This is a genomic window from Rhizobium sp. TAL182, assembly GCF_002117725.1.
In the GTDB taxonomy this organism is placed as follows: Bacteria; Pseudomonadota; Alphaproteobacteria; order Rhizobiales; family Rhizobiaceae; genus Rhizobium; species Rhizobium esperanzae.
Genome location: NZ_CP021024.1, coordinates 2,926,323 through 2,947,749, shown reverse-complemented (window position 1 = coordinate 2,947,749; position 21,427 = coordinate 2,926,323). Strand labels below are relative to the sequence as shown.

Genomic DNA, 21,427 nt, shown 5'->3' with positions numbered 1-21,427 from the left:
TCTCGGTTTTTTTGTTTCAAGAGTCGGCCTCGCTTAACCGGGCAACTTTTTTCAGTTCCTGGAGCGGTTATATGAACGCTCTCTCTCGAAAACTCATGGATCGCATTACCGAGGACGATGTTTTCGAAGCCGAGAAGACGGTTCTCGCATGCATCCTCGTTTCCAATGAACTGCTGCCGGAATGCGGCCTCGAGTGGTCGGATTTCGTCGAAGGCCTTCATCAGATCGTCTTTTCCAAGATCTGCGAGCTCGCCGCCGGCCATCAGTCGGCGATTCCGGTAACGCTCAAGCCGTTCCTTCCCCGCGTTATCGACAAGCTGCCCTTCACCCCGTTCGAATATGTCGAGAACCTTTTCCTGATCGGCGCCAGCCCGGCCCGCAAGGCACAGTTCGAACCTTCACTGCAGATCATAAAGGGTCAGGTCATGGCCCGGCAGATCGCGCAGGAAGCCAAATACATGACGGACTTCGCGAACGAGGGGCATGGCCTCCTGACGATCGGCGACGAGATCGAGCAGCTGGAAAACCGGCTGAAGGAGCTCCGGGCCAGGTTCACCGAGACGAAGTCCGTCTCATCGCCCGGCGCATCATATCTTTCCGCCTTCCAGGCGTCCGCCAAGCGCGACCGATTGATCGGCGTCCCGATCGCGCTGCCGGAGATCGCCCGGGTTCTGTCGGAGCCGGTGTTCGAAGCCGGAAACCTCTATGGGCTGCTGTCATCGTCGGGCGAGGGGAAATCTTCCCTCACGATGCAGCTCATCTATCACGCTGTGCGCGAGGGCCACCCGGTCCTGTTCCTCTCCTACGACCAATCCGCAGCGCAGTGCGTCCGTCAGATGATCTCTCAGGTTCACCAGATCAGCGGCCGGCAGCAGCGGGAGCCGATGAGGCTAATGTCCCAGGCAGAGCAAGATCGCTGCGTCTCGTTCGCCAATTGGATCAATGGCCAGCCGTTCGAAATCATCCGTTGCCAGCGGGAAGGCGTCGACCGCCTGACGGCATACGCCCGGCGCTTCATCAAGAAGATGTCCAACGGCAAAACGCCATTCATCGTGCTCGACCACATCGGCAAGGTGAAGCCGAAGAACGACAAGCTCTCGGCTGACCGGATCTCCGGTGACGTGACCGTCGAATTCAAAGCCCTTGCGGACGAGGTCGCCGCATCGGTGCTCATCCTCAACCAGAGGAACGGGGAGAGCGGCAAGCGACAGAATCCCCGGCCGATCGCCAAAGACCTTTACGGCGGCGAGAACGCTCGAGCCGACTATGACGCGGTGATCACCCTCTACCGGCCGGAAAAATACAAGAAGGAGATGGAGAAGGTCGCGGCCACTCCACAGGACTGGAAGGTGATCAACACCGTCTTCGGGTCCGAAATCGAAGGCATCGCCGAGATCGCGGCGATCAAGGTCCGGTGGGGCGATCCCACCATCGTCGAGCGCGTCAATTTCGATGCTGCTTTCACCCGCTACGTCTCCATCGTTCCAGAGCGTGAAAAGGAATTGTTTTAATGGCGCGCAAGATGCTCGTTGCTGATCTCCTCTGCGGTGCCGGCGGCTCGTCGACCGGCGCGCAGCGCGCGCTTTCCGAGCTTGGCCTCGAAATGGAGCTGGTCTGCGTCAACCACTGGCCGACGGCGATCGAGACGCACCAGAAGAACCACCCGGAGGCCCGGCACTTCGTCCAGGACATCTCCACGGTTCGCCCGCACATCCTGGTGCCGGAAGGCTATCTCGATCTCCTCATGGCATCGCCAACCTGCACGCATCATTCGGTCGCGCGCGGCGGAAAGCCGACCAGCGACCAGCAGCGAAGCGATCCGTGGCACATCATCACCTGGCTGACCGAGCTGCGGGTGAAGCGGATCATCATCGAGAACGTCTGGGAGTTCGTCGGCTGGGGCCCGGTCAATATGAAGACGGGCCGGCCGATCGCTTCGAGGAAGGGTGAATACTTCCACGCCTGGACCGAGACGCTGCGGCGCCTCGGGTTCGAACTGGAATGGCGCAAGCTGAACGCAGCCGACTACGGCGACGCGACTACTCGTCAGCGCTTCATCCTCATGGGCCGGTCCGACGGTCGCAAGATCCATTGGCCGATGCCGACGCACAAGAAGCGGGATGAGGTGAATGCCGACCTGTTCTCTGCGGCAAAGCCTTGGCGGCCTGCGCGCGAGATCATTGACTGGAAGATAAAGGGCCGGTCGATCTTCAATCGCAAGAAGCCGCTCGCTCCGAAGACGCTGGCGCGCATCTATGCCGGCGCCGTCAAATTCGGCTGGCCAGAGCCGTATCTCGTCATTCTTCGCAACCACATGGCCGCCCAGGGCGTCGACCAGCCTTTGCCGACCATCGCCGCCAACGGAATGCATATTGGGATCGCCGAGCCGGTGATTGTATCGCCCAGACATGGCAAGGAAGGGGCAGGGCCGCGCCCTCGGGGCGTCGAGCAGCCATTGCCCACGATCACCGCCGGCGGCAGCCAGATGGCCATTGCCGAGCCCGTCATCGTCAACATGAAGAAGGCGACATCGCCAGGCAGCGCCGCCGCGCCGTTGCCGACCATGACGTCGGCTGCAAGCCATATCGCTGTGGCAGAGCCGATCATCATGAACGGGCGTAAGGGCAACAAGGCCGAAGGAGTTTCGGAAGGCCTCATCCCGACGCTCGACACGAAGGGTGGCGTCTGGCTGGCGGAGGCGATGGTTCTATCACAGCACAATAGCGGCGCGGCGCGATCGGCTGATGACCCTCTTCCGACCATAACAACCGGCGGAGCGGCGAACAACGAACGGCCGGGCTGCGCTCGGCCAATGCTGATCGAGCCGTTCGTCCTCTCGCAAGCTTCCGGCGGATCACCGCGTGGCGTGTCCGACCCGATCCCCACGGCGCCCACCGGCGGCGCGCACGCGCTCATTTCTCCCTACTACGGATCCGGCTCTGGCGAGACCTGCAACAGCGTCGACGAGACCTTGCCGACGATCACCAGCAAGGGCCGATTTGGAATGGTGGTTCCTATCACCCATTCCGACGGCAGCAATCGCGCGCGCAATGTCGACAGCGATCCGCTTCCAACCCTGACGACGGCGAACCGGGGGGAACTAGCCTTCATCGCCGCTCAATTCGGTGAGCGGGCAGGGCAGTCACCTCGGGTACATGACATTGAGCAGCCGGCGCCGGCAATCACGGCCACGGGGCATGTGAACCTGGTCGAGCCCGGGCCTGAGTTCGACATCCTCTTTCGCATGCTCGAGCCGCACGAACTAGCGGCAGCAATGGGCTTCAACACCGAAGAAGCGACCTACGAGTTCGCCGGCACCAAGACCGAGCAGATCAAGCAGATCGGCAATGCTGTGTCGGTGGCGAAAATGAAAGCGTGCGTCGGCGCCATCATGGCGGACGCAGCCCCGAAGCCGAAAGCAAAGCCAGAAGCTGAGTATCTGGAGGCAGCAGAATGAACCGCTTTAGCGCCTACTCCCAACCAGTTCCCGGCGGCTTCCGCTGCATGATGCGCTTTGCTCGGGATGCAAAACCGAAGCCGCTGATGGCAGAGGGCGATCGGCCGCAGGTATTCCCCGACGAGCTCGCCGCCACCAAGGCCGCGCTTCACCATGTCCTCGCATACCTCAACGGCAACCTGGTCTGCTCCGGTGAGATCGCCGGCGGCAGCGTGAAGGAGGCGAAGTTTGCCGCTGCCGATCGGAAGTTGTTCCGCGGGGGCGGGAAAACAGTCGAGGTTGAGACCAAGGGAGCGGCGGCATGATCACCACCGTCAGACAATACTCCTCCGCAGCAGAGAACATCCGGCAGGCGCATATCATCAGGCAGCGGCTGTTGAGGCCGCCAGTGCGGAAGAAGCCGGCTCCATCGTCTGTCGCCACGGCGGTCAAGAGAACTCCTCGATGGCTTCCTATGTGGCAATGGGGCGATATGCAGTTCGACGCCCACATGGCCGAGTGGCGGAAGCGTAATATGCACCCAACCAAAGATTACATGCGCCGGCGCTGCAAAGAACTCGGCATCACTATGAAGGATCTGTGTGGCCCGCGTCGGACACATCCACTCGTCGACCACCGACAGCTCATCATGTGGGAGCTTAAGACGATCGTTAAGCCTGACATCAGTTACCCTGAACTTGGCAGGTTGTTCGGGCGGGATCACACGACATGCCTCTATGCTGTCCGAGCGATCGCAGGACTGAAGGCGAGGGGGCTGCTTCCATGACGGACCTATTCTGGACAGAAGAACGCATCGCCAAGGCGGAGAAGCTTTGGAATGAAGGGCTGTCGGCAAGAGCCATAGCCGAGATCGTCGGGTCGAAGAAGAACACCGTCATCAACATGGCGTTTCGGCACCGGGAGAGGTTCCCGGCAAGGCAGGCGTCTCGTCACCCAATGGGATACGCCGACGCCGCGCCGCACAAGCGGGCCTTTCATCCCGATCGCGTAACGCGGGTCACCTTCTCAGGCGCTTCGGTGACCATGCCGCGTGTCCCGACCATAGACGGGCCGGCGCCGATCATGCTGCAGATTCCAGTTGGGGAGGAGATCACTCAATGACGGCGTCCCAGAGCATCCACATCACCCCTCGCGAAAAAGAAGTTCTGCAGCTCATCTGCGACGGCAAGACGGCAGGAGAGATCGGGATCGTCCTTGACCGCTCTCCTCATACCATAAATAGCCACAAGCTCGCGCTCATGCGGAAGCTCGACATCTACAAGGACACGGCGCTGGTCGCGTTCGCCTTCCGGAACGGGCTGGTGACATGATCGATCTCTTCGGCAACGGCCCGATCTATGACGCCGAATTCCACGGCAAGAATCGGCTTACCCTGAGCCGACGGTGGAACGATGGCCCGCGCGCCTGCGTGATCGGCTGCAACCCGTCCACCGCTGACGCCATGAAAGACGACCCGACGTCCATCTGGTGGAATAAATGGTTCTATACGGCCGGCTTCGGCGGCTACGACGCGGTGAACCTCTATCCCTTCTGCACGTCGAGCCCAGCCGAGTGCCGGCGCATCGTAGCGACGATCGAAGGTGGCGCATGGGATGTGCGCGACGATTTGCACTTCGTGAACCTTCCGCACGTCATTGAAAAAGCAAAGGCAGCAGCGCAGGTCTTCGTCTGCTGGGGCGCGATCGCCTGGGATGCTCTTTGGATTGATCATGTCGTCGAGGAGATCCAATCCGGCGACGCGCCTTACCCTGATCTCTGGTGCTGGGGAAAGACCGATAGCGGAGCGCCGAAGCACCCCATGGCCCGTGGAAAGCACCGCATCCCGGCCGATCAAAAAGCTATCCTGTGGAGGGCGGCATGACAGACGAAGAGATCGCCGACCAGATCGACTCCGCCCGAGACAGGTGGGAACGGGCAGCGCGCTTCGTCCACGGCAGCAAGACCGCAATGCCGGCCGACAGGAAAGAGCTGCACGCCAGGCTGATGCAGCTGGACGACCTCGTGGGGAAATACGATCACTGCGGCCTGGCAGTCATCCAGGCGGCCGTCGACCGGGCGCACAAAAGCATGATGCGGGGTGGCGTATGAACGGATCCGCGGCCAATCGCTGTGACATTTATCGCGTGGCTCGCCAATGCGGCGTGAAGCTCTTCGACGGTCATTTGCACAGCCCGACGAGCCGCAAGCCGTTCGAATGCTACTGCAAGCCGACGGTGCGCGAGATCGGCGCCGATCATGGCGAGGATCACCTGAAGCTCGTTTTCATGCTGATGACCGGCAACAAGGCGAATGCGGCCGAGCTCTATGCCGACATGCTGAAAGCGGTCTCCTCTCTGCTGGCGCGCAACCCGGCGCTGCTTCGCTCGCCCTCTCTTGTCGACGACTTCAATTCGATCGACCTCGGCAGCCTCCGGCGCAAGGCCAAGGCGATGAACTGCGGAATCCCGACAACTCATGTTCTCCGCGTGTTGATCGGCATCAAATTTTTCCAGCCCCTGCAGGGCGACCTTCTGGACATGATTGGAGAAGCGGCATGAACTATGAGGCATGGACATGGAAAGCTGTCGAGACGCGGATCATCGAGATGGCCGATACGCTCCGGTTAGTGCCGGCATACCGCGGCCCGAAACAATACGGGAGCGCCATGCCGGAGGTCGTCAGGCGCTATGACGAGGCGTATGGCTTCGATGCATCGCGCTACGGAGAGAGCGCGTCGGCGGCAGATCTGGCGCGAATGGAGGAAGTCTTCGGCTGGATCAACTCGATGCTTGACGAAACCGCCCGGAAGCTTGTGTATGCCTGGTCGTGGATTAAGGTGAGGAAAGGGATGAAAATATCTGCTTTCGCGGCCGAAAACGACATGAACGACCGAATGTTGCGGCGGCAAATCCAACTTCATTGTCAAACTATTGCGAACAATCTCAACCGTGTTGTGCTTGTTCGGTTGAACAGTGAGGATTGCGGCTTGTCCGAAAATGAGGGAGAAAGCGATCAATCCGATGTAACGTCGAAGAAATGCGAGCGAAGCGCTCCGCACTGGATGGCATCGGATGCAAGGCCGATACTGGATCTCGAAAGTCCAGAGTTGGCCGCCCTCAATAAACGCCTCGAGGAAGCCAACCGCCGGCGCGAACGTGAAGCGCGACGACGGGCAAAGCTCCAGTTAGAGGCAGCATAGATCACGCAGGCAGGGCAAACGGTAAGCCGTGCGGCTCATAACCGCGAAATATCCGGTTCAACTCCGGAGCCTGCAACCAATATCCCGTCTCCATGCGGGCAATCATGGAGTGGAGCGCTCCGCAGGTATGGGAAGTGCGGGAGGCTTTCGCCGCAAACCGCTACCCATCCAGCGCTTTAGTCCTTCTTGACTTGCTCGGCCAGCTCGTTCGCCTTCTCTCGCGAATTGCCTGCTTCCTTGATGATCTTGCGGGCCTGGTCCTCAGTGAGGCCGTGCTTACGCTTGAAGTAGTTGAGTTCGTAGGACTGCCCGGCGGCAACGCGGCTGCGATCGCGTCCAACGTTCTTCTTGTCGTCTGCCATGGATACCTCCCGGTTTCGTGGCGAACCGAACTGCAAACGCCTGAAGAATGTTCCAAGTTCCGTCTGTCGGAGTAGAGCAGCTCGGTAGCTCGCCAGCCTCATAAGCTGGAGGCCGGAGGTTCGAATCCTCCCTCCGCAATCATCACAGCCCGCCGGTTCGCCACGGCGGGCTTTTCCTTAGAGGCGACGCACGTTATCCACGAACCCTTTCGTGATGACCGAGCACTTGGTGACTTTGCCCAGGTGGGTAATTGCGATGTTGCCATTGATGAACGGCAGCTTGATATCCTTTTGCGATCCGTCGATCTGTATCGGGGTCATCTCGGATGGTGACGTCATCCCGTAAATCAGGACGCTGCCGTTTGGCGGCTCAATATCGACGTCAACGATCACCGCGCGCAGAATGTCGCCGGTAGGGACCGGAAGTTCGAACTGGCCGTTTACCTTGATCTGTTCAGTCATCGATTAGCTCCCAGCTGTTGATGAATTGTCACCTACCAGCAGGCCACATCTGATTGAGTCTTGGAAGTGGTCGCGCAACCTGAAATCGCTAAAATCGCGCGAGCGACGAATGCTTTTTTCACATTGTTCGACTTCTCCACAGGAGGTTCGCCATGATCCGTGCGCTCGCAGTCCTCGTCATCCTCACCCTCGGCGCTCTTGTCCTTATCTCGTTCCTTTCGATGGCTCAGGCCAAACAGGAACAGGTGAAGCCGGAAGGCCCGCTGCCGACGGCTGAAAAGCAGATCCCGGCACCGCCGAAGTGCCGACAGCCGATGCGGATCGACTTCTGGGTCATGGGCGAAAACGGAAAGCTCAAGCTCGCCGGATACCGGATCATCGAAGGGAAATGCTGATGGCGAAGACCACAGCCGCAGAGGCCAAGCGCAAGCTCGATGCCGTCACCAAAACCAAGCCGACCACAGAAAAGCAATGGGGCAAGGTCATCAAGACCGCCGAGGCCGTGCTGAAGTCGGCCGGCGTCAAGTTCTAAACCAGTCTACGGGGCACTCCTTAGAACGCGCCCGCCCGCGTTTCAATGGCCTTGCTCGCGGCTCGGAACCAAGCCGGCCCCGGTTATTCATTCGACGGCTGAAGCAAGGCAAGGCGAACCTTTCGAGGATGTGATGCCAGTCCTGAAGAATGCACGGCATGAGAAGTTCGCCCAGGCGCTCGCCAAGGGCATGACGGCCGACGAGGCGTATGTCGGGGCAGGGTTCAAGCCGAACCGCGGCAATGCTTCCACGCTTAAAGCAAATCAAAACATTTCTAAGCGCGTCGAAGAGATCACATCCAGAGTGGCCGAGAAAGCCGAATGGAGCGCCGCTGACAGGCTCGCGGCATTGAAGATGATCTTCGATGCCTCCGCCAAGGATGATCGCCGTACGGCCATCGCTGCAATCGCAGAGGCCAACAAGATGCAGGGCAGTTATGCCCCTGTGAAGCGCGAGCACTCCGGTCCGAATGGTGGACCGATCGAATACGCCAACCTGACTGAAGAGGAAATCGATGCTCGCATTGCAGCCCTCGCAGCTGGTGCTGGCGAAGATGAGCCTGGGGCAGAAGCGTGAGTATCTCGCTCTCTTCGAAGCGAAACGGAAGAAGCAGGCAGAGCGCGAGCAGCGGGAACGGGTCGAGGCCGAGGCCGGCGGCTGGCAGGCAGAGAAAGAGCGCTGCGCCCGCGATATCGTCTACTGGTTCAATAAGTGGGTCTGGACCTACGACCCTCGCCTGGTAGGCAAGCCAGGCGGCGCCTACGTTCAATTCAAGCTCTGGCCAAAGCAGCGCGAGGTCGTGTTGTGGCTGCTCGAGCGGGTGAATGCCGCCGAAGAAGGGCTGATCGAAAAGAGCCGTGACACCGGCGCCACCTATCTGACCGCTGGTGTGGCGCTGCATCAATGGCTGTTCAATCCTGGCTTCAAAGCGACGTTCGGCTCCCGCAAGGTCGATTACGTCGACAAGAAGGACAACCCGGACAGCATCTTCGCCAAGATCCGGATCATGATGCGCCGGCTGCCGCCGGAGATGATGCCGGATGGCTTCAACTGGTCGCAGCACGACAATTACATGCGCATCTCCAACCCGGAGACCGGCTCGGTCATCTCGGGCGAGGGTGGGGAGGACATGGGCCGCGGTGGTCGATCCTCGATGTATGTCGTCGACGAGGCGGCATTCGTCCCGAACGCCGAGACGGTCGAGAAGGCGCTGTCGGGCAACACCGATTGCGTGATCTGGGTCTCGTCGGTCAACGGGATGGGCAATCTCTTCGCCCGCAAGCGCCACTCGATCATGAAGCCGCACCAGATCATGCGGCTGCACTGGCGCGACGATCCGCGCAAGACCGAGGAATGGGCCGCCAACAAGGAAGCCAGCTTCTCCGACCCGACGACGTGGGCGAGCGAGTACGATATCGACTACAGCGCCTCGGTGGAGGGCATTTGCATCCCCGCCATATGGGTGGAGAGCGCCAAGCGGCTGAAGGCTCTGGAGCCTCGCCTGAAGGCGTCCGCCGTCGCTGTTGTCGGGCTCGACGTCGGCGCCGGCAAGGCGAAGTCGGTGGCGATTGCTCGGCGCGGTCCTGTCGTCGACCCTCCGAAGTCCCGCCGGGATCCGGACACGACCGAAACGGCGCATTGGGGATTGGCTATTGCCTCCGAGGCGGCCGCGTCCACCCTGAACTTCGATGCGCCTGGCGTTGGTGCCGGCGTCTCGTCGACGCTGATGAAGAACCCGAAAACGGGATTGCGAGTGGTGCCGGTCAACACCGGCTTGCCGCCAACGCAACGCAAATGGCCGGACGGTCGGACATCGGAAGAGATGTTCGGCAACCTGAAGGCCGAGGTCTGGTGGCTTGCCCGTACGGCCCTGCAGCGGACGCACGAGCACGTGCTGTTCCTCGAAGGCAAGGGTGGCAAAGAGCACCCTGTCGACGAGCTCATGGCGCTGCCGTCCGGCGACAAGGAAAGCGATCAGCTCTGCCTGGAATTGTCCCTCGTCAAATGGGGGCGCAATGACCGAGGCAAGATCGTCATCGAGAAGAAGGAAGAGTTGAAGCGGCGCGGGATCAACAGCCCGGACTATGCGGATTCTCTCATGCTGACCAACGTCGACCCGCCCCGAAAACACGTCACGACATCGGAAGAACTGCGGATATGAGCAACACCGTCGCCAAGCCGACAGACATCTATCAGGATGCCGAGCAGAAGCGCGCGTTGCCGCGGGCTCTGATGGGCGGCACCGATGCCATGCGCAAGGCCGGCAAGACCTATCTGCCGCAGGAGAACGCCGAGAGCGAGGGCGCCTATAACGACCGGGTGAACCGCACCTTCCTGTTCAACGGCTATCGCAAAACCGTCAGGGACATGTCCGGCAAGGTTTTCACCAAGCCGGTGCAGATGGGCGAGGATGTCCCGGCCAAGCTGAAGACCTATGCCGAGAACATCGACCTGACCGGGCAGGGGCTCAACAACTTCGCCTATGCGGTCTTCGAAGCCGGGATGAATGACGGGATCTCCTATATCCTCGTCGAGATGCCGCCGGCGCAGGAAGGCGCCACCCGCAAGGATGATATCGACAGCGGCCGCCGGCCCTATCTGGTGCTGATCGAGGCCTGTTCGCTGATCGGCTTCAAGTCGAAGGTGATCGCCGGTCACCACGTCCTGACCCAGGTTCGCATCCTGGAGACGGCGGTGGAAGACGACCCTGATGACGAGTTCGGGCAGATCGAGGTTCAACAGGTCCGCGTCTTCGATCGGGACGAGCTCGGTGTCATGTTCCGCGTCTATCGCCAGCAGAAGGTCGACGGCAAGGAAGAGTGGGTCCTGACCGAGTCCGGCATGACCAGCCTCAAGGACATCACCCTCGTTCCGTTCTACGCCAACCGCACCGGCTTCATGATGGGCGAGCCGCCGCTGTCCGATCTCGCCTATCTCAACCTGGCGCACTGGCAGTCATCGAGCGACCAGCGCAACATCCTGCATGTCGCCCGCGTCCCGATGCTGTTCGCCAAGGGCTTTGGCGAAGAGGACAGGCTCGTCGTCGGTGCGAACAGCTTCACCCGGACGACGTCTGAAAACGCCGACATGAAGTATGTCGAGCATTCCGGGAAGGCGATCGAGGCCGGCAGCAACGATCTCGATGATCTCGAATTCCAGATGCAGACCCAGGGCCTCGAGCTGCTGACCCCGAAGCCTGGATCGCAGACGGCAACCGGGGAGGCGATCGACCAGGCGAAGATGAATTCGCCGCTCGCGATGATGGCCGACAACCTCAAGGATGCGCTCGAGCAGGCCTTCGGCTACATGGCCGAATATGAGGGGCTGGGCAAGGACAAGGGCGGCTCGATCACCGTCAACACCGACTTCGGCATCACCCTTCGCGATGCGACCGACCTGACGACGCTGCTCGCCGCGGTCAATGCCGGCCAGATCAGCCGCGAGACCTTCATCAAGGAGCTGATCCGCCGCGGTGTGCTGATGGGCGACATCGATCCCGAGGAAGAGGCCGAGCGTATTGAAGGCGACGCGGAATCGCTCGGCCTGATCAAGCCGCCGGCAGAGGACGACAATGCCGACGGCGAATGAGGAAGCCCTCGACGCCTCGGTTCGCCATCAGATCGGGCTGCTGCGCTATACCTCGTCGGTGGTCAAGAAGGTCGTCGGGCTGCTGAACCGCGTCGACGATCGGCTCGTCAACGAACTGGTGAAGCGCGGCATCGGCGATCAGGGCTTCACCCAGCGCCGGCTGGAGCTGCTGCTGGATTCGGTCCGGTCGATCATCGCCGAAGCCTATGGACGGGCGACGTCGTCGCTGAGCGACGAACTGAAGGCGCTGTCGTCCTATGAGCGGGATTTTCAGATCAATCTGCTCGGCAAGGCGCTGCCGGTGCGTCTGGATCTGATCAAGCCGACGAGCGCCCAGCTTTACGCGGCGGTGATGGCGCGTCCGTTCGATGGCCGGCTGCTGAAGGACTGGTATGCCGATCTGGAGGCCGGCGCCTACCGCCGTCTGCGCGACACGATCCGCATGGGCTATGTCGAAGGGCGGACGACGGATCAGATCGTCAGGGACATCAGGGGCACGCGGGCGCAACAGTATCGCGACGGCATCCTCGAGGTGTCGCGGCGCGGGGCGGAGGCCACGGTCCGGACGGCGGTCAATCATACCGCGACGATCGCCCGCAATGAGACCTACAAGGAGAATGCGAGCGTCATCAAGGGCGTCCGCTGGGTGTCCACCCTGGACGCGCGCACCAGCGCTGTCTGCCGCGGCCGTGATGGCAAGGTCTATCCACTCGACAGCGGTCCTCGGCCGCCGGCGCATCTCAACTGCCGATCGTCCACTGCGCCGGTGCTGATGTCGTGGAAGGAATTGGGCATCAACCTTAAGGAGGCGCCGGAAGGCACGCGCGCTTCGATGGACGGCCAGGTCGCGGCCTCGGTCACCTATTCCGAATGGCTCAGGCGCCAGCCGAAAGAGGTGCAGGACGACATCCTCGGGCCGACCAAGGCCAAGCTGTTCCGGGCCGGCGGTCTGGAGCTCGATCGGTTCATCGACACCAAGGGGCAGGAATACACGCTCGACCAGCTGCGCCAGCGGGAGGGCGATGCATGGGAGAAGGCATTCGGCGGCAAGCTTAAGACTGAAGCAAAGCCGGCTCCAACGCCGAAGAAGACCGCAATCGAGGGGCGCAACGAGTTCGAGCGCATCTATGCCGCCAAGCTCGGCAAGGATCTCGACGAGCGCTATGTTAAGGCCTTCGAAAAGACCACGCCGGTCAAGCTGAACGACACCGACACCGGCGGCTTCTACCGGTTCGACGATCATTCGATGTCGATCCCGGCTGACTGGCGGACGGCTGAGAACAGCGCGAAGTGGGTCGGGACCTTCGCCCATGAATACGGGCATGCGATCGATGCCGACGGGCGGACGATCCGAACGTTGCGTTCCGCCGCTATGGCCGATGCCATCGCCGAAGACCGGCGCGCGCTGATGGCGTGGCAGGTGAGGGCATCAGACGTGCCGGCGAAGGCAACCGAGCATCTGCGCGACTTGATGGGCGGCAATGATGACGCCGTTTCCGAGTTCGCCAGGCTGATGACGACCGGCGACTTCGATCGGGCGATGGACACGATCAAGCGCGAGCTGCTGCGCCGGCACCAGGAGATTGGCTACAGGGTTACCGACGACCTTCTGCTCGACATGTACGCTCTCGGCAACATGAGGGACTTTCTCGGATCGGTTACCGATCTCGGTCGCGGCTACGGTCACAGCAAGCTATATTACAGCAAGTTCCCGTCATATCGCGACGATGGCAGGGGCGGCCAGGTGACTGCGGCGCACGCGGCGGAAGCCTTCGCCAATGCCTTCATGGCAAATGTTCTGGAAAAGCACGCCCTCTGGGCATATATGATTGAGCAGATGGGTCCGCGGACGGCAAGAGCCTTCCGCGCCATAATTGATGAGGTGGCAAATGGCTGATCCTTCAGCCGAGGTCGAAGCCGCTCGTCGGCGTTACAACGAGCTCTATCCGGATCGTCCAATCAAGCAGATCGGCGACACGACGGAAGTCTATTTCCATCTGGTGATGCTTCGCGGCTCCTGGGAGAACGGGACGCCGCTGTCTGATCGGCAAATCAAGGCGGTGGAGATGACCACCCCGCCTGGAGCCTTCTCCTGACGATGGCTGACGAACCCCAACGCTTTCGGGTTATTCCTGGTGGACCTGCCGGCGACGGTGAGGCGAAGCCGAAGGCGTATCGGGCAAGGAAACGGGGCGAGCCGGAAGTGCTCACCTGCAGCGAATGCGAAAAGGACACGGGCGTCGCCACGGCGCTCAGCTTTGAAATGAAGCAGGGCCGGATGATCCGGGACGGGGTGCCGTTCGGTGGGTCGAAGGTCATCTATTGCGGGCATTGCCTCGCACGCGGGAAGCTGACCCGCCTCATCTGATTTAAGGAACATCGTTGATGCAATCTTGCGTGCTCCGCTCAGGCGGCAGCTACACGTCCGAGCACGTCGCAAGCGCCAAGGATGGGGCGCGTGCGAACCTCGGCGGCTACCACCGCGACGTGGTGATGGTATGCCAGTGAAGACTTGCATCGTCCTGGGCGGCGCCCAATGTGTCTGGGATGATCTGGAACAGGCGAAGGAGTTCGGTCCCTTTGACGCGACCATCGCCATCAACGACATGCTGGCGCATTACTCGGGCGAGATCGATTTCGCTGTCTCGCTTCATCCCGAGAAATATTCCGAGTGGATGGCCGGGCGGGACGCCAAAGGCTACCAGCGCCCGAAAGTGTTCGTAGCCCATGACGGCAACACCCAGATGGGACGCAACGGCGCTTTCCCGGTCGACATCGTCATCGATTACCGGTGGCCCGGCATGAGCTCATCCGGATCCTCCGGCCTCTTCGCGGTCAAGGTGGCGATGGAGCAGGGCTTTGATCGCATCGTCCTCTGTGGCGTGCCGATGGACGGCGCACAATCGCATTTCTTCGACCGGACACCGTGGAGCGAGGTCAACGCGTTCACGGAAGCCTGGTCGATCGCAAACCCGATCATCCGCGACGTGACGCGCTCGATGAGCGGGCAGACGAAAGAATGGCTGGGCTATCCGACGTTGGATTGGCTCAAGCCGTAATCCCGACCAACCTCTAACCCGACCCGACCGCCCGGTGTGAAGCCGCGGCGGTTTTTTCATGGGCGCGATGCCCAGCAACCAGCGAGAGGCTGAACCACATGCCGTTGAAATTCTCTGTCGACTCCCTCGATGACGTCTCCGAAGCGCACCGCGATCTCTACGCCGAGAAGGATGGCAAGTTCGTCCTGTCGGTCGACGGGCTCGAAGATAACTCCGGCCTGAAGAAGGCGCTGGAGACCGAGCGCGAAACCCGCAAGAAATACGAGAAGGACATCAAGGCCTGGCAGCGCACCGGCAAGTCCCCGGAGGAGATTTCCGAGCTGATCGCCGGCGCCGAGGAGGCGGAACGGCAGAAGCACGAGAAGGAAGGCAACTTCGACGCCCTCCTGAAGCAGCATCAGACCAAATGGGAAAAGGAAAAGGCCGACCTGGCGTCCGAGCTCGAGGCGGCACGCGCGTCCGAACGCAGCGCCATCATCAACACCTCGCTCATGGCTGCTCTGACCAAGGCAGGGGCAACGGAAGAAGGCATCGATCTTCTGCCGGATCGCCTCTCCAACCGCATTAAGTTCGATCGCGACGGCGACAAGCGCGTCATCAACATCGTGGCCGCGGACGGCGTGACGCCGCTCGCCGGCTCTTCCAAGGACGGTACGGCGACCTTCGACGATCTCGCTAAGGAAGCCCTCGAGAAATACCCGTCGCTCTTCAAGGGTAGCGGGGCAGGCGGAAGCGGGAAGCTTCCTGACAGCAAGGGCGGGAGATCCGCCATTACCAAGAAGTCCGATTTCAAGTCCGAGAAGGAACGCGGCGCGTTCGTTCGCGAGCACGGCCTCGACAAGTACAAGGCCCTCCCGGACTGATCGGAAGACATCCCCAATCCCGCTTCTTCTGAAAGGAAACAACCATGGCTACGGGCCTCGCTTCTGACTTCAAGGTCTACCAGGAATACATGAAGACCCGCGCGACCGAGACGCTTGTCCAGCAGGGCAATCTCTTCAACGCGGCTTCGAACGGCGCCATCGTGCTCACCACGACGGAAAAGGCCGGCGACTACGAGTATGAGTCATTCTTCAAGAGCATCTCGGGGCTCATCAGCCGTCGTGACACCACGTCGACCTCCGATGCAACCGCCCTGAAGATGACGCAGGACGAATTCATCCGCGTCAAGCTGAACCGTAAGATCGGCCCTGTCGACCAGACCCGCGACAGCTTCCGCAAGATCTTCGCCCGCTACGACGAAGAAGAGTTCTCCGGCATCCTCGGTGAGCAGATCGCAGTTGCGCAGCAGCTCGATATGCTGAACGCTGGCCTGCTTGCAGCTCGCGCTGCGCTGGTCAACGTCTCGTCCGGCGCTCTCATGCACACGATCGCATCTAGCGGCACCGTGACGACCACCGGCCTCGTCGACGGCCTGTCGAAGTTTGGTGACCGCGCCGAGCGCGTCGTCTGCTGGGTAATGCACTCCAAGGTCTACTTCGACCTCGTCAAGCAGCAGATCACGGCAAACATCGACGGCCTCTCGAACTTCAACGTCCAGACCGGCACGCCTGTCACGCTGAACCGCCCGGTAATCGTCACCGACTCCGATAACCTGAAGGTCACCTCGGGTTCGCCGGCCGTCACCGATTACTACACCCTCGGTCTCACCGCCAACGCCATCCTCGGCGAAGTCACGGAGACCAACGACGTGGTCATTGACGACGTCACCGGTAAGGAAAATCTGATCACCCGTCTGCAGGGCGAGTTTGCCTACAACGCGGGTCTCAAGGGCTTCAAGTGGGACACCTCCAACGGCGGCGCCAACCCGAACGACACCGCCCTCGGCACTGGTACCAACTGGGACAAGGCGGTCACCGCCGACAAGGACCTGGCTGGTATCGTCGTCAAGAGCCGCTGATCGATCTGAGGGGCGGGGCTTCGGTCCCGCCTCTCGCCCTTGAACGGAGACCCCGACAATGACCGAGAAACCGATCGCATATGAGCCTCATCCGGTATCGCCGGAGCGCAAGGCCGAACTGGTCGCCGCCGGCTTTAAGATCGTCGACGCCGTCTATGCGCCGAAGAGCGAGACTGTCGCTCTGCGCGAAGATGGGCCGACAGTTGAGGAGTATGTGGCTGCCGGCTACCTGGCTGCGAACTACCCGCCCAGCGGCTATGCCTCGCGCAGCACGCCGGACGAGATTGCGGCCGCGATCGCTGCTCAGGCTGGCGCCAACGGCGGCGGTACGGACACCGGCATCGATCTAAGCGACGAACAGCTGCACGCAGCCATCAAGGCCGCGGCCGGCAAAGCGCCGCATCCGAAGACCGGCCGCGATAAGCTGCTCGCTCAATACAACGCTCTGAAGGCTGCGGAGTAAAACAATGGCTCTCGATCGGGTCGTCTGGATTGATCGCGGCTGGCAGCCGGTGGCGATCGGCTTCTGCCCGAGCGAGACGGCCTGGAACCACGAGATGAAGCGCGTCAACGGGACTGCTTCTTGGCCGGACATCCCGAACGCCGGCGGCCATACCCAATGGCTTCGCAACGACACGACCGGCGAGGCAATCATCCTCGTCTGCATCCATTCCGAGGCGGAGCGGGACGCGCTGGAGGTGATCCTGACGATCCTCCATGAGGCGGTGCACGTCTGGCAATTCCTCTGCGACCATATCGGCGAGAAGAAGCCTGGCATCGAGATGGAAGCCTACGGCATCGAAAATATCACCCGGTCTCTGATCGAGGCGTACACATCAACGCAGGGGAAGGGCAGGACATGGCTCTAGACGCTACGGTAGGCGGCGCGAATGCCGACAGCTACGCCACGCTCGCCGAGTTCAAGGCCTATGCGGACTCCGTCGGCTTCACCTACACGTCGGTCTATGCCGACCCGGTGATCGAGATCGCCATGCGCAAGGCGACGCAGTATCTCGATCGCGCCTATCGCGGCAAATGGAAGGGCTTCCGCTCCGATCGCAACCAGGCTCTCGCATGGCCCCGCACATCAAGCCAGGACTTGCCGGTCAACTTCCTGACGCCGTCCTTCACCACCGGCGTCATCGACGAGGACGGTTATGAGATCCCGTCGAACACCATTCCGAAGCAGGTCAAGGAAGCCGAATACGAGGCGACTATTCTCGACCTCGGCGGGACCGATTTGCTGCCGACCTATGCCCGCGGCAACGCCATTGCCCGCAAGCGGGTGAAGGCCGGGCCGGTCGAGACCGAGACCGAGTATATGGCCAGCGCTTCGCCGCGCGACCGCTTCCTGACGATCGAGGGCCTGCTCTACGGCCTCACCAACAGCCAGCCGGGCGCGACGTCGGGCTCCGGCACGCTGATCAGGGCCTGACCCATGAGCACGACCGTTGCAGCCATCGCCGCGGAAGCCTTCACAGCGGTCGCTGCAGAGGTTTCGGGCGTCGTGCAGTCCTGCACCCTCACCAAGGTCACGCAGGGCGCCTACAACCCCACCACGGGGCAATACAGCGAGACAATGACGACAGCCACCGGCCGGGCGGTGATCGCGACCGGCGGCACTGTCGAAGGCGGCATCGCCAGCACGATCAAGGACATGTTCCCGACCTATGTCGCGGGACCGGCTGATGTCGTGATGTTCCTGATCGAGCTTTCGGCCGCGCCGAAGGAAAACGACAAGATCACGGTCGGCGGCGTCGCCCGGACCATCAAGGCGGCCGGCGATATTGTCGGTGCCGGGGCACTCTATGTGGTGATTGCAACATGAGCAATGTTATCAGCCTGAACGGACTTACGCCCTCCAAATGCGGTGAGCCGCAGGCGGGGCTTATCCAGGTTCTGGAAGAGCTGGTCGAGATGGCGAAGGCCGGCCAGCTGCAGAGCTTCGTCGGAACCGGGTTCGCCTCGGATGGCGGCCGGGTCTCCGCATGGGGCGGCCATCACGAGAACGTCTATGAAATGCTCGGCGCGCTCACCTGGCTGCAGCATGAATATGTCGACCGCACCACGACGGAAGACGACTGAGGATGGCCCAGAACGCCTTTCAGTTCGCTCTCAGCCTCGAACGGCTGGCGAATGAGCTGACGGACGAGGCGATGCAACTGGTGACGCAGAAGCTCGCCCTGCAGGCGCTGAGCGGCGTCGTGCTGAAATCGCCCGTCGATACCGGCCGGTTCCGCGGCAACTGGAACGTCTCGATCGACACGGCCGACAGATCCGTCTCCGACGCCACCGACAAGGGCGGCTCGGGAACCATCGCCAAGGGCTCCGCGGTCATCAATACCGTTCCGCCCTATCGAGTGATCTGGCTGTCGAACAATCTGCCCTATGCGCGGCGTCTCGAAACCGGCTGGTCGAAGCAGGCGCCGGCGGGCGTCGTGGCGCTCACCCTCGCTGAACTGGAAAGCCAACTGCGATGAGCTACGAAACCGAGCGCCAGGCCATCGAAGGCCGGTTCAAGACGGCTTGGGACGCCGCCAATGCGTCGATGAAGGTCGGCTATGACGGCCAGAAGTTCGAATTCGTGCGGGATACCAATTCCGTCCGGCTGACCATCCTCGACGGCGAAGCGGAGCAGATCAGCTTCGGCAGCCCGGGCAGCAACCTGGTCCGCCATGTCGGCGTCATCATGATCCAGATAGCGATTCCGGGCGGGGCAGGGACGGCAACCATCCGGCCGATCGCCGACGCGGCCATGACCGTCTTCCGCAATGTGACCTTCGGCGGGGTCCGCTGCCGCATCCCGTATCTGATGAGCCGGGAGGAAGAGCCGCCGTTCCTCATCTGGACCATCGCATGCCCCTTCGAGCGTGACGAGCATAACGCGTAGCAGCACTGCCCGGTTGACGGGCTTTTCTTTGGTGAAAGGAACCCATCATGAGCATTGCAGATACCTCGGGCACCCGCCTTGCCTTCGTCACGGAATCGACCGAAGGCACGACGCCATCCTCTCCGTCGTTCCAGAACCTCCGCTTTACCGGCGAGTCCATCGTCGGCGAGAAGCAGACAGTCACCTCCAATGAAATCCGCCCCGATGGCAACGTCCCTGACGTCACCAAGGTTGGGCAGATGGTCTCCGGCGGCTTCGACTTCGAGCTGACCTATGGCACCTTCGACGCTCTGCTCGAAAGCGCGCTGCTCGGCACGTGGGCCTCCAACGTCCTGAAGAACGGCCGCGACCGGCACGCCTTCACCTTCGAAAAGACCTTCGAGACCGGCGCCACCGACGTCTACCGCCGCTACAAGGGCTGCCTGATCAACACGACGACGCTGAACTTCCAGGCCAAGCAGATCGTCACCGGCAACATGACGCTGATGGGCCGGGGCTTCTCGGCTGGTGCGGCCGCGCTCTCCGGCGCCACCTATGCGGCTGCGAACACCAAGGCGGTGATGAACTGCTCGTCGGACTTCGCATCGCTGTCGATCGGCGGCGTCTCCCCGGCGCTGACGGTCCGGTCGATCCGGCTCAACCTCAACAACAATCTGCGGGCCCAGGACAAGATCGCTTCCGATCAGTTGGCCGGCGTCGGTCTCGGCCAGCATGTCGTCACCGGCTCGATCGAAGCCTATCTCGAGAACAAGGCGGTGCTCGACCTGCTCGACAATCACACGGCCTCGGCGCTGTCCTTCACGGTCGGCTCGGTGACGGGTGAGAAATACACGATCAGCCTGCCGAAGCTCTACATGACCTCGGGTGATGCCGCGACGCCCGGCAACAACCAGGACGTCATGGTCAACATGGACTTCCAGGCGATCTATTCGACGGCCGGCTCGCCCGCCGACAACTGCTCGATCAAGATTACCCGCGCGGTCTCCTGATGAACGTCCGCGTCATCCCTTCCTACGACTTCGACGGCTACCCGGACGGGATCAACAAGCGATCCTTTCAGGCGGGCGTCGAAGCTTCCGTCCCCGATCACTTCGCCGAATTGCTGATCGCCAAAAAGGCGGCGGTCAGAGCCAAGAAGCAGAAATCCCCCGACAGCGAATAGCGTGCACGCTCGGCCGTGGCAGGTGTCGGGCTTGCCACGGCCACCCATCCCGACAAAAGGACTCCCGATATGCAGATTGATGGATTCGTACCGGTCGACCGCGCCATCGCGCTCGAGGAAGGCGTCACCTTCCATTATGCCACGCCCTATGGCGATGTGACGATCATCTCGAAGATTGCCGGCGACGACAACGAAGAGTTTACCCAGGCCTTCACCAAGCTCTCGCAGCGGCATCAGCGCGAGGCGAAGCTCGGCCAGATCGATCCCGCCAAGCAGTTTTCCGATATCATCCGGCTCTACGCTTCGACCGTGGTGCTGCGCTGGTCGACGACCGCGAAATCCGGCGGCAAGGCGATCGAGACCACCGACGACAATTTCGTGGCGATGATGGAAACCACCGCCTTCCGCCGCGTCTTCGCCCTGTTCCAGGAAGATTGCGGCGACCTCGCCAACTTCCGCAAGGCTCAGGAAGACGAAGCCGCAAAAAACTGATCGAGGCCCTGCTCTGGCATCTCGAGTGGGGCGATCAGCTGGAATTCCTTGAGGACATCGAGAGGGACACCGGCAAGCGTCCGGCAGCGCTTAACCGGCGGGTGATGCCGGAGCAGGGCAATGCTCTCTTCTGGAAGGCATTCCAGGTCCTTTCCAAGACCCGCCGGCCATCCTTCGGCGGTCTCTCCGACATCGTGCTTTCCGACATCCAAGCTTATGCCGATCTGATCGGGCTGAAAGACTTCGATCTGAGGTCTCAGCTCTGCCGGGTCATCATCGACATGGACGCGGCCTTCCTCGAATGGGTCCGCGCCCGCAAGCCGCAGAAACCAAAGGTCTGACGC

Annotated in this window: 34 protein-coding genes and 2 tRNA genes; 34 read left to right on the top strand and 2 right to left on the bottom strand. The window is 61.6% G+C overall.

Features of this window, described 5'->3' with window-relative positions; translation table 11 throughout:
• Positions 1-95: 95 nt before the first annotated feature.
• The 11 genes from Tal182_RS14945 (at position 96) to Tal182_RS32285 (ending at position 6,714) form a co-directional block, all read left to right on the top strand.
• Positions 96-1,511 (top strand): DnaB-like helicase C-terminal domain-containing protein, encoded by a 1,416-nt coding sequence (locus Tal182_RS14945; protein WP_164517795.1) that lies wholly within the window; start codon positions 96-98, stop codon positions 1,509-1,511.
• Positions 1,511-3,457 (top strand): DNA cytosine methyltransferase, encoded by a 1,947-nt coding sequence (locus tag Tal182_RS14940; protein ID WP_085859933.1) that lies wholly within the window; start codon positions 1,511-1,513, stop codon positions 3,455-3,457. The genes Tal182_RS14945 and Tal182_RS14940 overlap by 1 nt, the downstream gene beginning before the upstream one ends.
• The gene (locus Tal182_RS14935) at positions 3,454-3,762 is read left to right on the top strand and encodes a hypothetical protein (RefSeq protein ID WP_085859932.1); all 309 of its coding nucleotides are present in this window, start codon (positions 3,454-3,456) and stop codon (positions 3,760-3,762) included. Before Tal182_RS14940 ends, Tal182_RS14935 begins: the two co-directional genes overlap by 4 nt.
• Complete coding sequence (locus tag Tal182_RS14930; protein WP_085859931.1) at positions 3,759-4,223, top strand: helix-turn-helix domain-containing protein; 465 nt, start codon at positions 3,759-3,761, stop codon at positions 4,221-4,223. Before Tal182_RS14935 ends, Tal182_RS14930 begins: the two co-directional genes overlap by 4 nt.
• A complete protein-coding gene (locus tag Tal182_RS14925; RefSeq protein WP_085859930.1) occupies positions 4,220-4,558 on the top strand; it encodes a GcrA family cell cycle regulator in 339 nt (112 codons plus the stop codon). The genes Tal182_RS14930 and Tal182_RS14925 overlap by 4 nt, the downstream gene beginning before the upstream one ends.
• Positions 4,555-4,767: a LuxR C-terminal-related transcriptional regulator gene (locus Tal182_RS14920; protein ID WP_085859929.1), complete on the top strand. Its 213-nt coding sequence runs from the start codon at positions 4,555-4,557 to the stop codon at positions 4,765-4,767. Before Tal182_RS14925 ends, Tal182_RS14920 begins: the two co-directional genes overlap by 4 nt.
• Positions 4,764-5,318 (top strand): DUF1643 domain-containing protein, encoded by a 555-nt coding sequence (locus Tal182_RS14915; protein WP_085859928.1) that lies wholly within the window; start codon positions 4,764-4,766, stop codon positions 5,316-5,318. The genes Tal182_RS14920 and Tal182_RS14915 overlap by 4 nt, the downstream gene beginning before the upstream one ends.
• Positions 5,315-5,545 (top strand): hypothetical protein, encoded by a 231-nt coding sequence (locus Tal182_RS14910; RefSeq protein WP_085859927.1) that lies wholly within the window; start codon positions 5,315-5,317, stop codon positions 5,543-5,545. Before Tal182_RS14915 ends, Tal182_RS14910 begins: the two co-directional genes overlap by 4 nt.
• On the top strand, positions 5,542-5,994 hold the full coding sequence (locus Tal182_RS14905) for a hypothetical protein (protein ID WP_085859926.1): 453 nt from the start codon (positions 5,542-5,544) through the stop codon (positions 5,992-5,994). Before Tal182_RS14910 ends, Tal182_RS14905 begins: the two co-directional genes overlap by 4 nt.
• Complete coding sequence (locus Tal182_RS14900; RefSeq protein WP_085859925.1) at positions 5,991-6,635, top strand: DUF6362 family protein; 645 nt, start codon at positions 5,991-5,993, stop codon at positions 6,633-6,635. Before Tal182_RS14905 ends, Tal182_RS14900 begins: the two co-directional genes overlap by 4 nt.
• 4 nt (positions 6,636-6,639) lie before the next feature.
• Positions 6,640-6,714: transfer RNA gene (locus Tal182_RS32285), tRNA-Met, on the top strand.
• Between the two features lie 97 nt (positions 6,715-6,811).
• Here the strand turns inward: Tal182_RS32285 and Tal182_RS14895 are convergent.
• Positions 6,812-6,997, bottom strand: a complete 186-nt coding sequence (locus Tal182_RS14895; RefSeq protein WP_085859924.1) for a DUF3606 domain-containing protein — start codon at positions 6,995-6,997, stop codon at positions 6,812-6,814.
• Between the two features lie 64 nt (positions 6,998-7,061).
• Here Tal182_RS14895 and Tal182_RS14890 point away from each other — a divergent pair.
• Positions 7,062-7,136: transfer RNA gene (locus Tal182_RS14890), tRNA-Met, on the top strand.
• 38 nt (positions 7,137-7,174) lie between these two features.
• Here Tal182_RS14890 and Tal182_RS14885 read toward each other — a convergent pair.
• Positions 7,175-7,459 carry a hypothetical protein gene (locus Tal182_RS14885; protein ID WP_085859923.1) on the bottom strand — a complete coding sequence of 95 codons (285 nt, stop codon included), beginning with the start codon at positions 7,457-7,459 and terminating at the stop codon, positions 7,175-7,177.
• Between the two features lie 152 nt (positions 7,460-7,611).
• Here Tal182_RS14885 and Tal182_RS14880 point away from each other — a divergent pair, with 152 nt between their 5' ends.
• From Tal182_RS14880 to Tal182_RS31740, 22 genes are all read left to right on the top strand, one after another.
• Positions 7,612-7,854, top strand: coding sequence for a hypothetical protein (locus Tal182_RS14880; protein WP_085859922.1), 243 nt, complete (start codon positions 7,612-7,614; stop codon positions 7,852-7,854).
• Positions 7,854-7,991 (top strand): hypothetical protein, encoded by a 138-nt coding sequence (locus tag Tal182_RS32280; RefSeq protein ID WP_164517794.1) that lies wholly within the window; start codon positions 7,854-7,856, stop codon positions 7,989-7,991. Before Tal182_RS14880 ends, Tal182_RS32280 begins: the two co-directional genes overlap by 1 nt.
• Positions 7,992-8,124: 133 nt before the next feature.
• On the top strand, positions 8,125-8,568 hold the full coding sequence (locus tag Tal182_RS32770; protein WP_085859921.1) for a hypothetical protein: 444 nt from the start codon (positions 8,125-8,127) through the stop codon (positions 8,566-8,568).
• Positions 8,507-10,153, top strand: coding sequence for a hypothetical protein (locus tag Tal182_RS14870; RefSeq protein ID WP_085859920.1), 1,647 nt, complete (start codon positions 8,507-8,509; stop codon positions 10,151-10,153). The genes Tal182_RS32770 and Tal182_RS14870 overlap by 62 nt, the downstream gene beginning before the upstream one ends.
• On the top strand, positions 10,150-11,580 hold the full coding sequence (locus Tal182_RS14865; protein WP_085859919.1) for a DUF4055 domain-containing protein: 1,431 nt from the start codon (positions 10,150-10,152) through the stop codon (positions 11,578-11,580). Before Tal182_RS14870 ends, Tal182_RS14865 begins: the two co-directional genes overlap by 4 nt.
• A complete protein-coding gene (locus Tal182_RS14860; protein ID WP_085859918.1) occupies positions 11,564-13,477 on the top strand; it encodes a minor capsid protein in 1,914 nt (637 codons plus the stop codon). The genes Tal182_RS14865 and Tal182_RS14860 overlap by 17 nt, the downstream gene beginning before the upstream one ends.
• Entirely contained in the window at positions 13,470-13,676 is a 207-nt protein-coding gene (locus Tal182_RS14855; RefSeq protein WP_085859917.1) for a hypothetical protein, read from the top strand. Before Tal182_RS14860 ends, Tal182_RS14855 begins: the two co-directional genes overlap by 8 nt.
• Positions 13,677-13,678: 2 nt before the next feature.
• Positions 13,679-13,948 carry a hypothetical protein gene (locus Tal182_RS14850; protein WP_085859916.1) on the top strand — a complete coding sequence of 90 codons (270 nt, stop codon included), beginning with the start codon at positions 13,679-13,681 and terminating at the stop codon, positions 13,946-13,948.
• A 130-nt stretch (positions 13,949-14,078) separates the two neighbouring features.
• Positions 14,079-14,639, top strand: a complete 561-nt coding sequence (locus Tal182_RS14845) for a hypothetical protein (protein WP_125461485.1) — start codon at positions 14,079-14,081, stop codon at positions 14,637-14,639.
• Positions 14,640-14,737: 98 nt separating this feature from the next.
• Entirely contained in the window at positions 14,738-15,502 is a 765-nt protein-coding gene (locus Tal182_RS14840; RefSeq protein WP_085859914.1) for a hypothetical protein, read from the top strand.
• A gap of 44 nt (positions 15,503-15,546) precedes the next feature.
• Entirely contained in the window at positions 15,547-16,539 is a 993-nt protein-coding gene (locus Tal182_RS14835; protein ID WP_085859913.1) for a major capsid protein, read from the top strand.
• A 58-nt stretch (positions 16,540-16,597) separates the two neighbouring features.
• Positions 16,598-17,002 carry a hypothetical protein gene (locus Tal182_RS14830; RefSeq protein WP_085859912.1) on the top strand — a complete coding sequence of 135 codons (405 nt, stop codon included), beginning with the start codon at positions 16,598-16,600 and terminating at the stop codon, positions 17,000-17,002.
• Between the two features lie 4 nt (positions 17,003-17,006).
• Positions 17,007-17,408 (top strand): hypothetical protein, encoded by a 402-nt coding sequence (locus Tal182_RS14825; protein WP_085859911.1) that lies wholly within the window; start codon positions 17,007-17,009, stop codon positions 17,406-17,408.
• Positions 17,399-17,974, top strand: coding sequence for a DnaT-like ssDNA-binding protein (locus Tal182_RS14820; RefSeq protein ID WP_085859910.1), 576 nt, complete (start codon positions 17,399-17,401; stop codon positions 17,972-17,974). Before Tal182_RS14825 ends, Tal182_RS14820 begins: the two co-directional genes overlap by 10 nt.
• Positions 17,975-17,977: 3 nt before the next feature.
• Positions 17,978-18,367 (top strand): hypothetical protein, encoded by a 390-nt coding sequence (locus tag Tal182_RS14815; RefSeq protein ID WP_085859909.1) that lies wholly within the window; start codon positions 17,978-17,980, stop codon positions 18,365-18,367.
• Positions 18,364-18,624 carry a hypothetical protein gene (locus Tal182_RS14810; protein WP_085859908.1) on the top strand — a complete coding sequence of 87 codons (261 nt, stop codon included), beginning with the start codon at positions 18,364-18,366 and terminating at the stop codon, positions 18,622-18,624. Before Tal182_RS14815 ends, Tal182_RS14810 begins: the two co-directional genes overlap by 4 nt.
• A gap of 2 nt (positions 18,625-18,626) precedes the next feature.
• The gene (locus Tal182_RS14805) at positions 18,627-19,019 is read left to right on the top strand and encodes an HK97 gp10 family phage protein (protein ID WP_085859907.1); all 393 of its coding nucleotides are present in this window, start codon (positions 18,627-18,629) and stop codon (positions 19,017-19,019) included.
• Positions 19,016-19,429, top strand: coding sequence for a hypothetical protein (locus tag Tal182_RS14800; RefSeq protein ID WP_085859906.1), 414 nt, complete (start codon positions 19,016-19,018; stop codon positions 19,427-19,429). Before Tal182_RS14805 ends, Tal182_RS14800 begins: the two co-directional genes overlap by 4 nt.
• Positions 19,430-19,476: 47 nt before the next feature.
• Positions 19,477-20,418, top strand: coding sequence for a phage tail tube protein (locus Tal182_RS14795; RefSeq protein ID WP_085859905.1), 942 nt, complete (start codon positions 19,477-19,479; stop codon positions 20,416-20,418).
• Positions 20,418-20,591 (top strand): hypothetical protein, encoded by a 174-nt coding sequence (locus tag Tal182_RS32275; RefSeq protein ID WP_164517793.1) that lies wholly within the window; start codon positions 20,418-20,420, stop codon positions 20,589-20,591. The genes Tal182_RS14795 and Tal182_RS32275 overlap by 1 nt, the downstream gene beginning before the upstream one ends.
• A gap of 69 nt (positions 20,592-20,660) precedes the next feature.
• Positions 20,661-21,083 carry a hypothetical protein gene (locus Tal182_RS14790; RefSeq protein WP_085859904.1) on the top strand — a complete coding sequence of 141 codons (423 nt, stop codon included), beginning with the start codon at positions 20,661-20,663 and terminating at the stop codon, positions 21,081-21,083.
• Complete coding sequence (locus Tal182_RS31740) at positions 21,026-21,424, top strand: hypothetical protein (protein WP_125461484.1); 399 nt, start codon at positions 21,026-21,028, stop codon at positions 21,422-21,424. Before Tal182_RS14790 ends, Tal182_RS31740 begins: the two co-directional genes overlap by 58 nt.
• Positions 21,425-21,427: the final 3 nt, after the last annotated feature.

Bases quoted from the DNA above. Each gene is read 5' to 3' on its own strand.
- Tal182_RS14945 (WP_164517795.1), top strand. From the start codon at position 96: ATGGATCGCATTACCGAGGACGATGTTTTCGAAGCCGAGAAGACGGTT.
- Tal182_RS14940 (WP_085859933.1), top strand. From the start codon at position 1,511: ATGGCGCGCAAGATGCTCGTTGCTGATCTCCTCTGCGGTGCCGGCGGC.
- Tal182_RS14935 (WP_085859932.1), top strand. From the start codon at position 3,454: ATGAACCGCTTTAGCGCCTACTCCCAACCAGTTCCCGGCGGCTTCCGC.
- Tal182_RS14930 (WP_085859931.1), top strand. From the start codon at position 3,759: ATGATCACCACCGTCAGACAATACTCCTCCGCAGCAGAGAACATCCGG.
- Tal182_RS14925 (WP_085859930.1), top strand. From the start codon at position 4,220: ATGACGGACCTATTCTGGACAGAAGAACGCATCGCCAAGGCGGAGAAG.
- Tal182_RS14920 (WP_085859929.1), top strand. From the start codon at position 4,555: ATGACGGCGTCCCAGAGCATCCACATCACCCCTCGCGAAAAAGAAGTT.
- Tal182_RS14915 (WP_085859928.1), top strand. From the start codon at position 4,764: ATGATCGATCTCTTCGGCAACGGCCCGATCTATGACGCCGAATTCCAC.
- Tal182_RS14910 (WP_085859927.1), top strand. From the start codon at position 5,315: ATGACAGACGAAGAGATCGCCGACCAGATCGACTCCGCCCGAGACAGG.
- Tal182_RS14905 (WP_085859926.1), top strand. From the start codon at position 5,542: ATGAACGGATCCGCGGCCAATCGCTGTGACATTTATCGCGTGGCTCGC.
- Tal182_RS14900 (WP_085859925.1), top strand. From the start codon at position 5,991: ATGAACTATGAGGCATGGACATGGAAAGCTGTCGAGACGCGGATCATC.
- Tal182_RS14895 (WP_085859924.1), bottom strand. From the start codon at position 6,997: ATGGCAGACGACAAGAAGAACGTTGGACGCGATCGCAGCCGCGTTGCC.
- Tal182_RS14885 (WP_085859923.1), bottom strand. From the start codon at position 7,459: ATGACTGAACAGATCAAGGTAAACGGCCAGTTCGAACTTCCGGTCCCT.
- Tal182_RS14880 (WP_085859922.1), top strand. From the start codon at position 7,612: ATGATCCGTGCGCTCGCAGTCCTCGTCATCCTCACCCTCGGCGCTCTT.
- Tal182_RS32280 (WP_164517794.1), top strand. From the start codon at position 7,854: ATGGCGAAGACCACAGCCGCAGAGGCCAAGCGCAAGCTCGATGCCGTC.
- Tal182_RS32770 (WP_085859921.1), top strand. From the start codon at position 8,125: ATGCCAGTCCTGAAGAATGCACGGCATGAGAAGTTCGCCCAGGCGCTC.
- Tal182_RS14870 (WP_085859920.1), top strand. From the start codon at position 8,507: ATGCTCGCATTGCAGCCCTCGCAGCTGGTGCTGGCGAAGATGAGCCTG.
- Tal182_RS14865 (WP_085859919.1), top strand. From the start codon at position 10,150: ATGAGCAACACCGTCGCCAAGCCGACAGACATCTATCAGGATGCCGAG.
- Tal182_RS14860 (WP_085859918.1), top strand. From the start codon at position 11,564: ATGCCGACGGCGAATGAGGAAGCCCTCGACGCCTCGGTTCGCCATCAG.
- Tal182_RS14855 (WP_085859917.1), top strand. From the start codon at position 13,470: ATGGCTGATCCTTCAGCCGAGGTCGAAGCCGCTCGTCGGCGTTACAAC.
- Tal182_RS14850 (WP_085859916.1), top strand. From the start codon at position 13,679: ATGGCTGACGAACCCCAACGCTTTCGGGTTATTCCTGGTGGACCTGCC.
- Tal182_RS14845 (WP_125461485.1), top strand. From the start codon at position 14,079: ATGCCAGTGAAGACTTGCATCGTCCTGGGCGGCGCCCAATGTGTCTGG.
- Tal182_RS14840 (WP_085859914.1), top strand. From the start codon at position 14,738: ATGCCGTTGAAATTCTCTGTCGACTCCCTCGATGACGTCTCCGAAGCG.
- Tal182_RS14835 (WP_085859913.1), top strand. From the start codon at position 15,547: ATGGCTACGGGCCTCGCTTCTGACTTCAAGGTCTACCAGGAATACATG.
- Tal182_RS14830 (WP_085859912.1), top strand. From the start codon at position 16,598: ATGACCGAGAAACCGATCGCATATGAGCCTCATCCGGTATCGCCGGAG.
- Tal182_RS14825 (WP_085859911.1), top strand. From the start codon at position 17,007: ATGGCTCTCGATCGGGTCGTCTGGATTGATCGCGGCTGGCAGCCGGTG.
- Tal182_RS14820 (WP_085859910.1), top strand. From the start codon at position 17,399: ATGGCTCTAGACGCTACGGTAGGCGGCGCGAATGCCGACAGCTACGCC.
- Tal182_RS14815 (WP_085859909.1), top strand. From the start codon at position 17,978: ATGAGCACGACCGTTGCAGCCATCGCCGCGGAAGCCTTCACAGCGGTC.
- Tal182_RS14810 (WP_085859908.1), top strand. From the start codon at position 18,364: ATGAGCAATGTTATCAGCCTGAACGGACTTACGCCCTCCAAATGCGGT.
- Tal182_RS14805 (WP_085859907.1), top strand. From the start codon at position 18,627: ATGGCCCAGAACGCCTTTCAGTTCGCTCTCAGCCTCGAACGGCTGGCG.
- Tal182_RS14800 (WP_085859906.1), top strand. From the start codon at position 19,016: ATGAGCTACGAAACCGAGCGCCAGGCCATCGAAGGCCGGTTCAAGACG.
- Tal182_RS14795 (WP_085859905.1), top strand. From the start codon at position 19,477: ATGAGCATTGCAGATACCTCGGGCACCCGCCTTGCCTTCGTCACGGAA.
- Tal182_RS32275 (WP_164517793.1), top strand. From the start codon at position 20,418: ATGAACGTCCGCGTCATCCCTTCCTACGACTTCGACGGCTACCCGGAC.
- Tal182_RS14790 (WP_085859904.1), top strand. From the start codon at position 20,661: ATGCAGATTGATGGATTCGTACCGGTCGACCGCGCCATCGCGCTCGAG.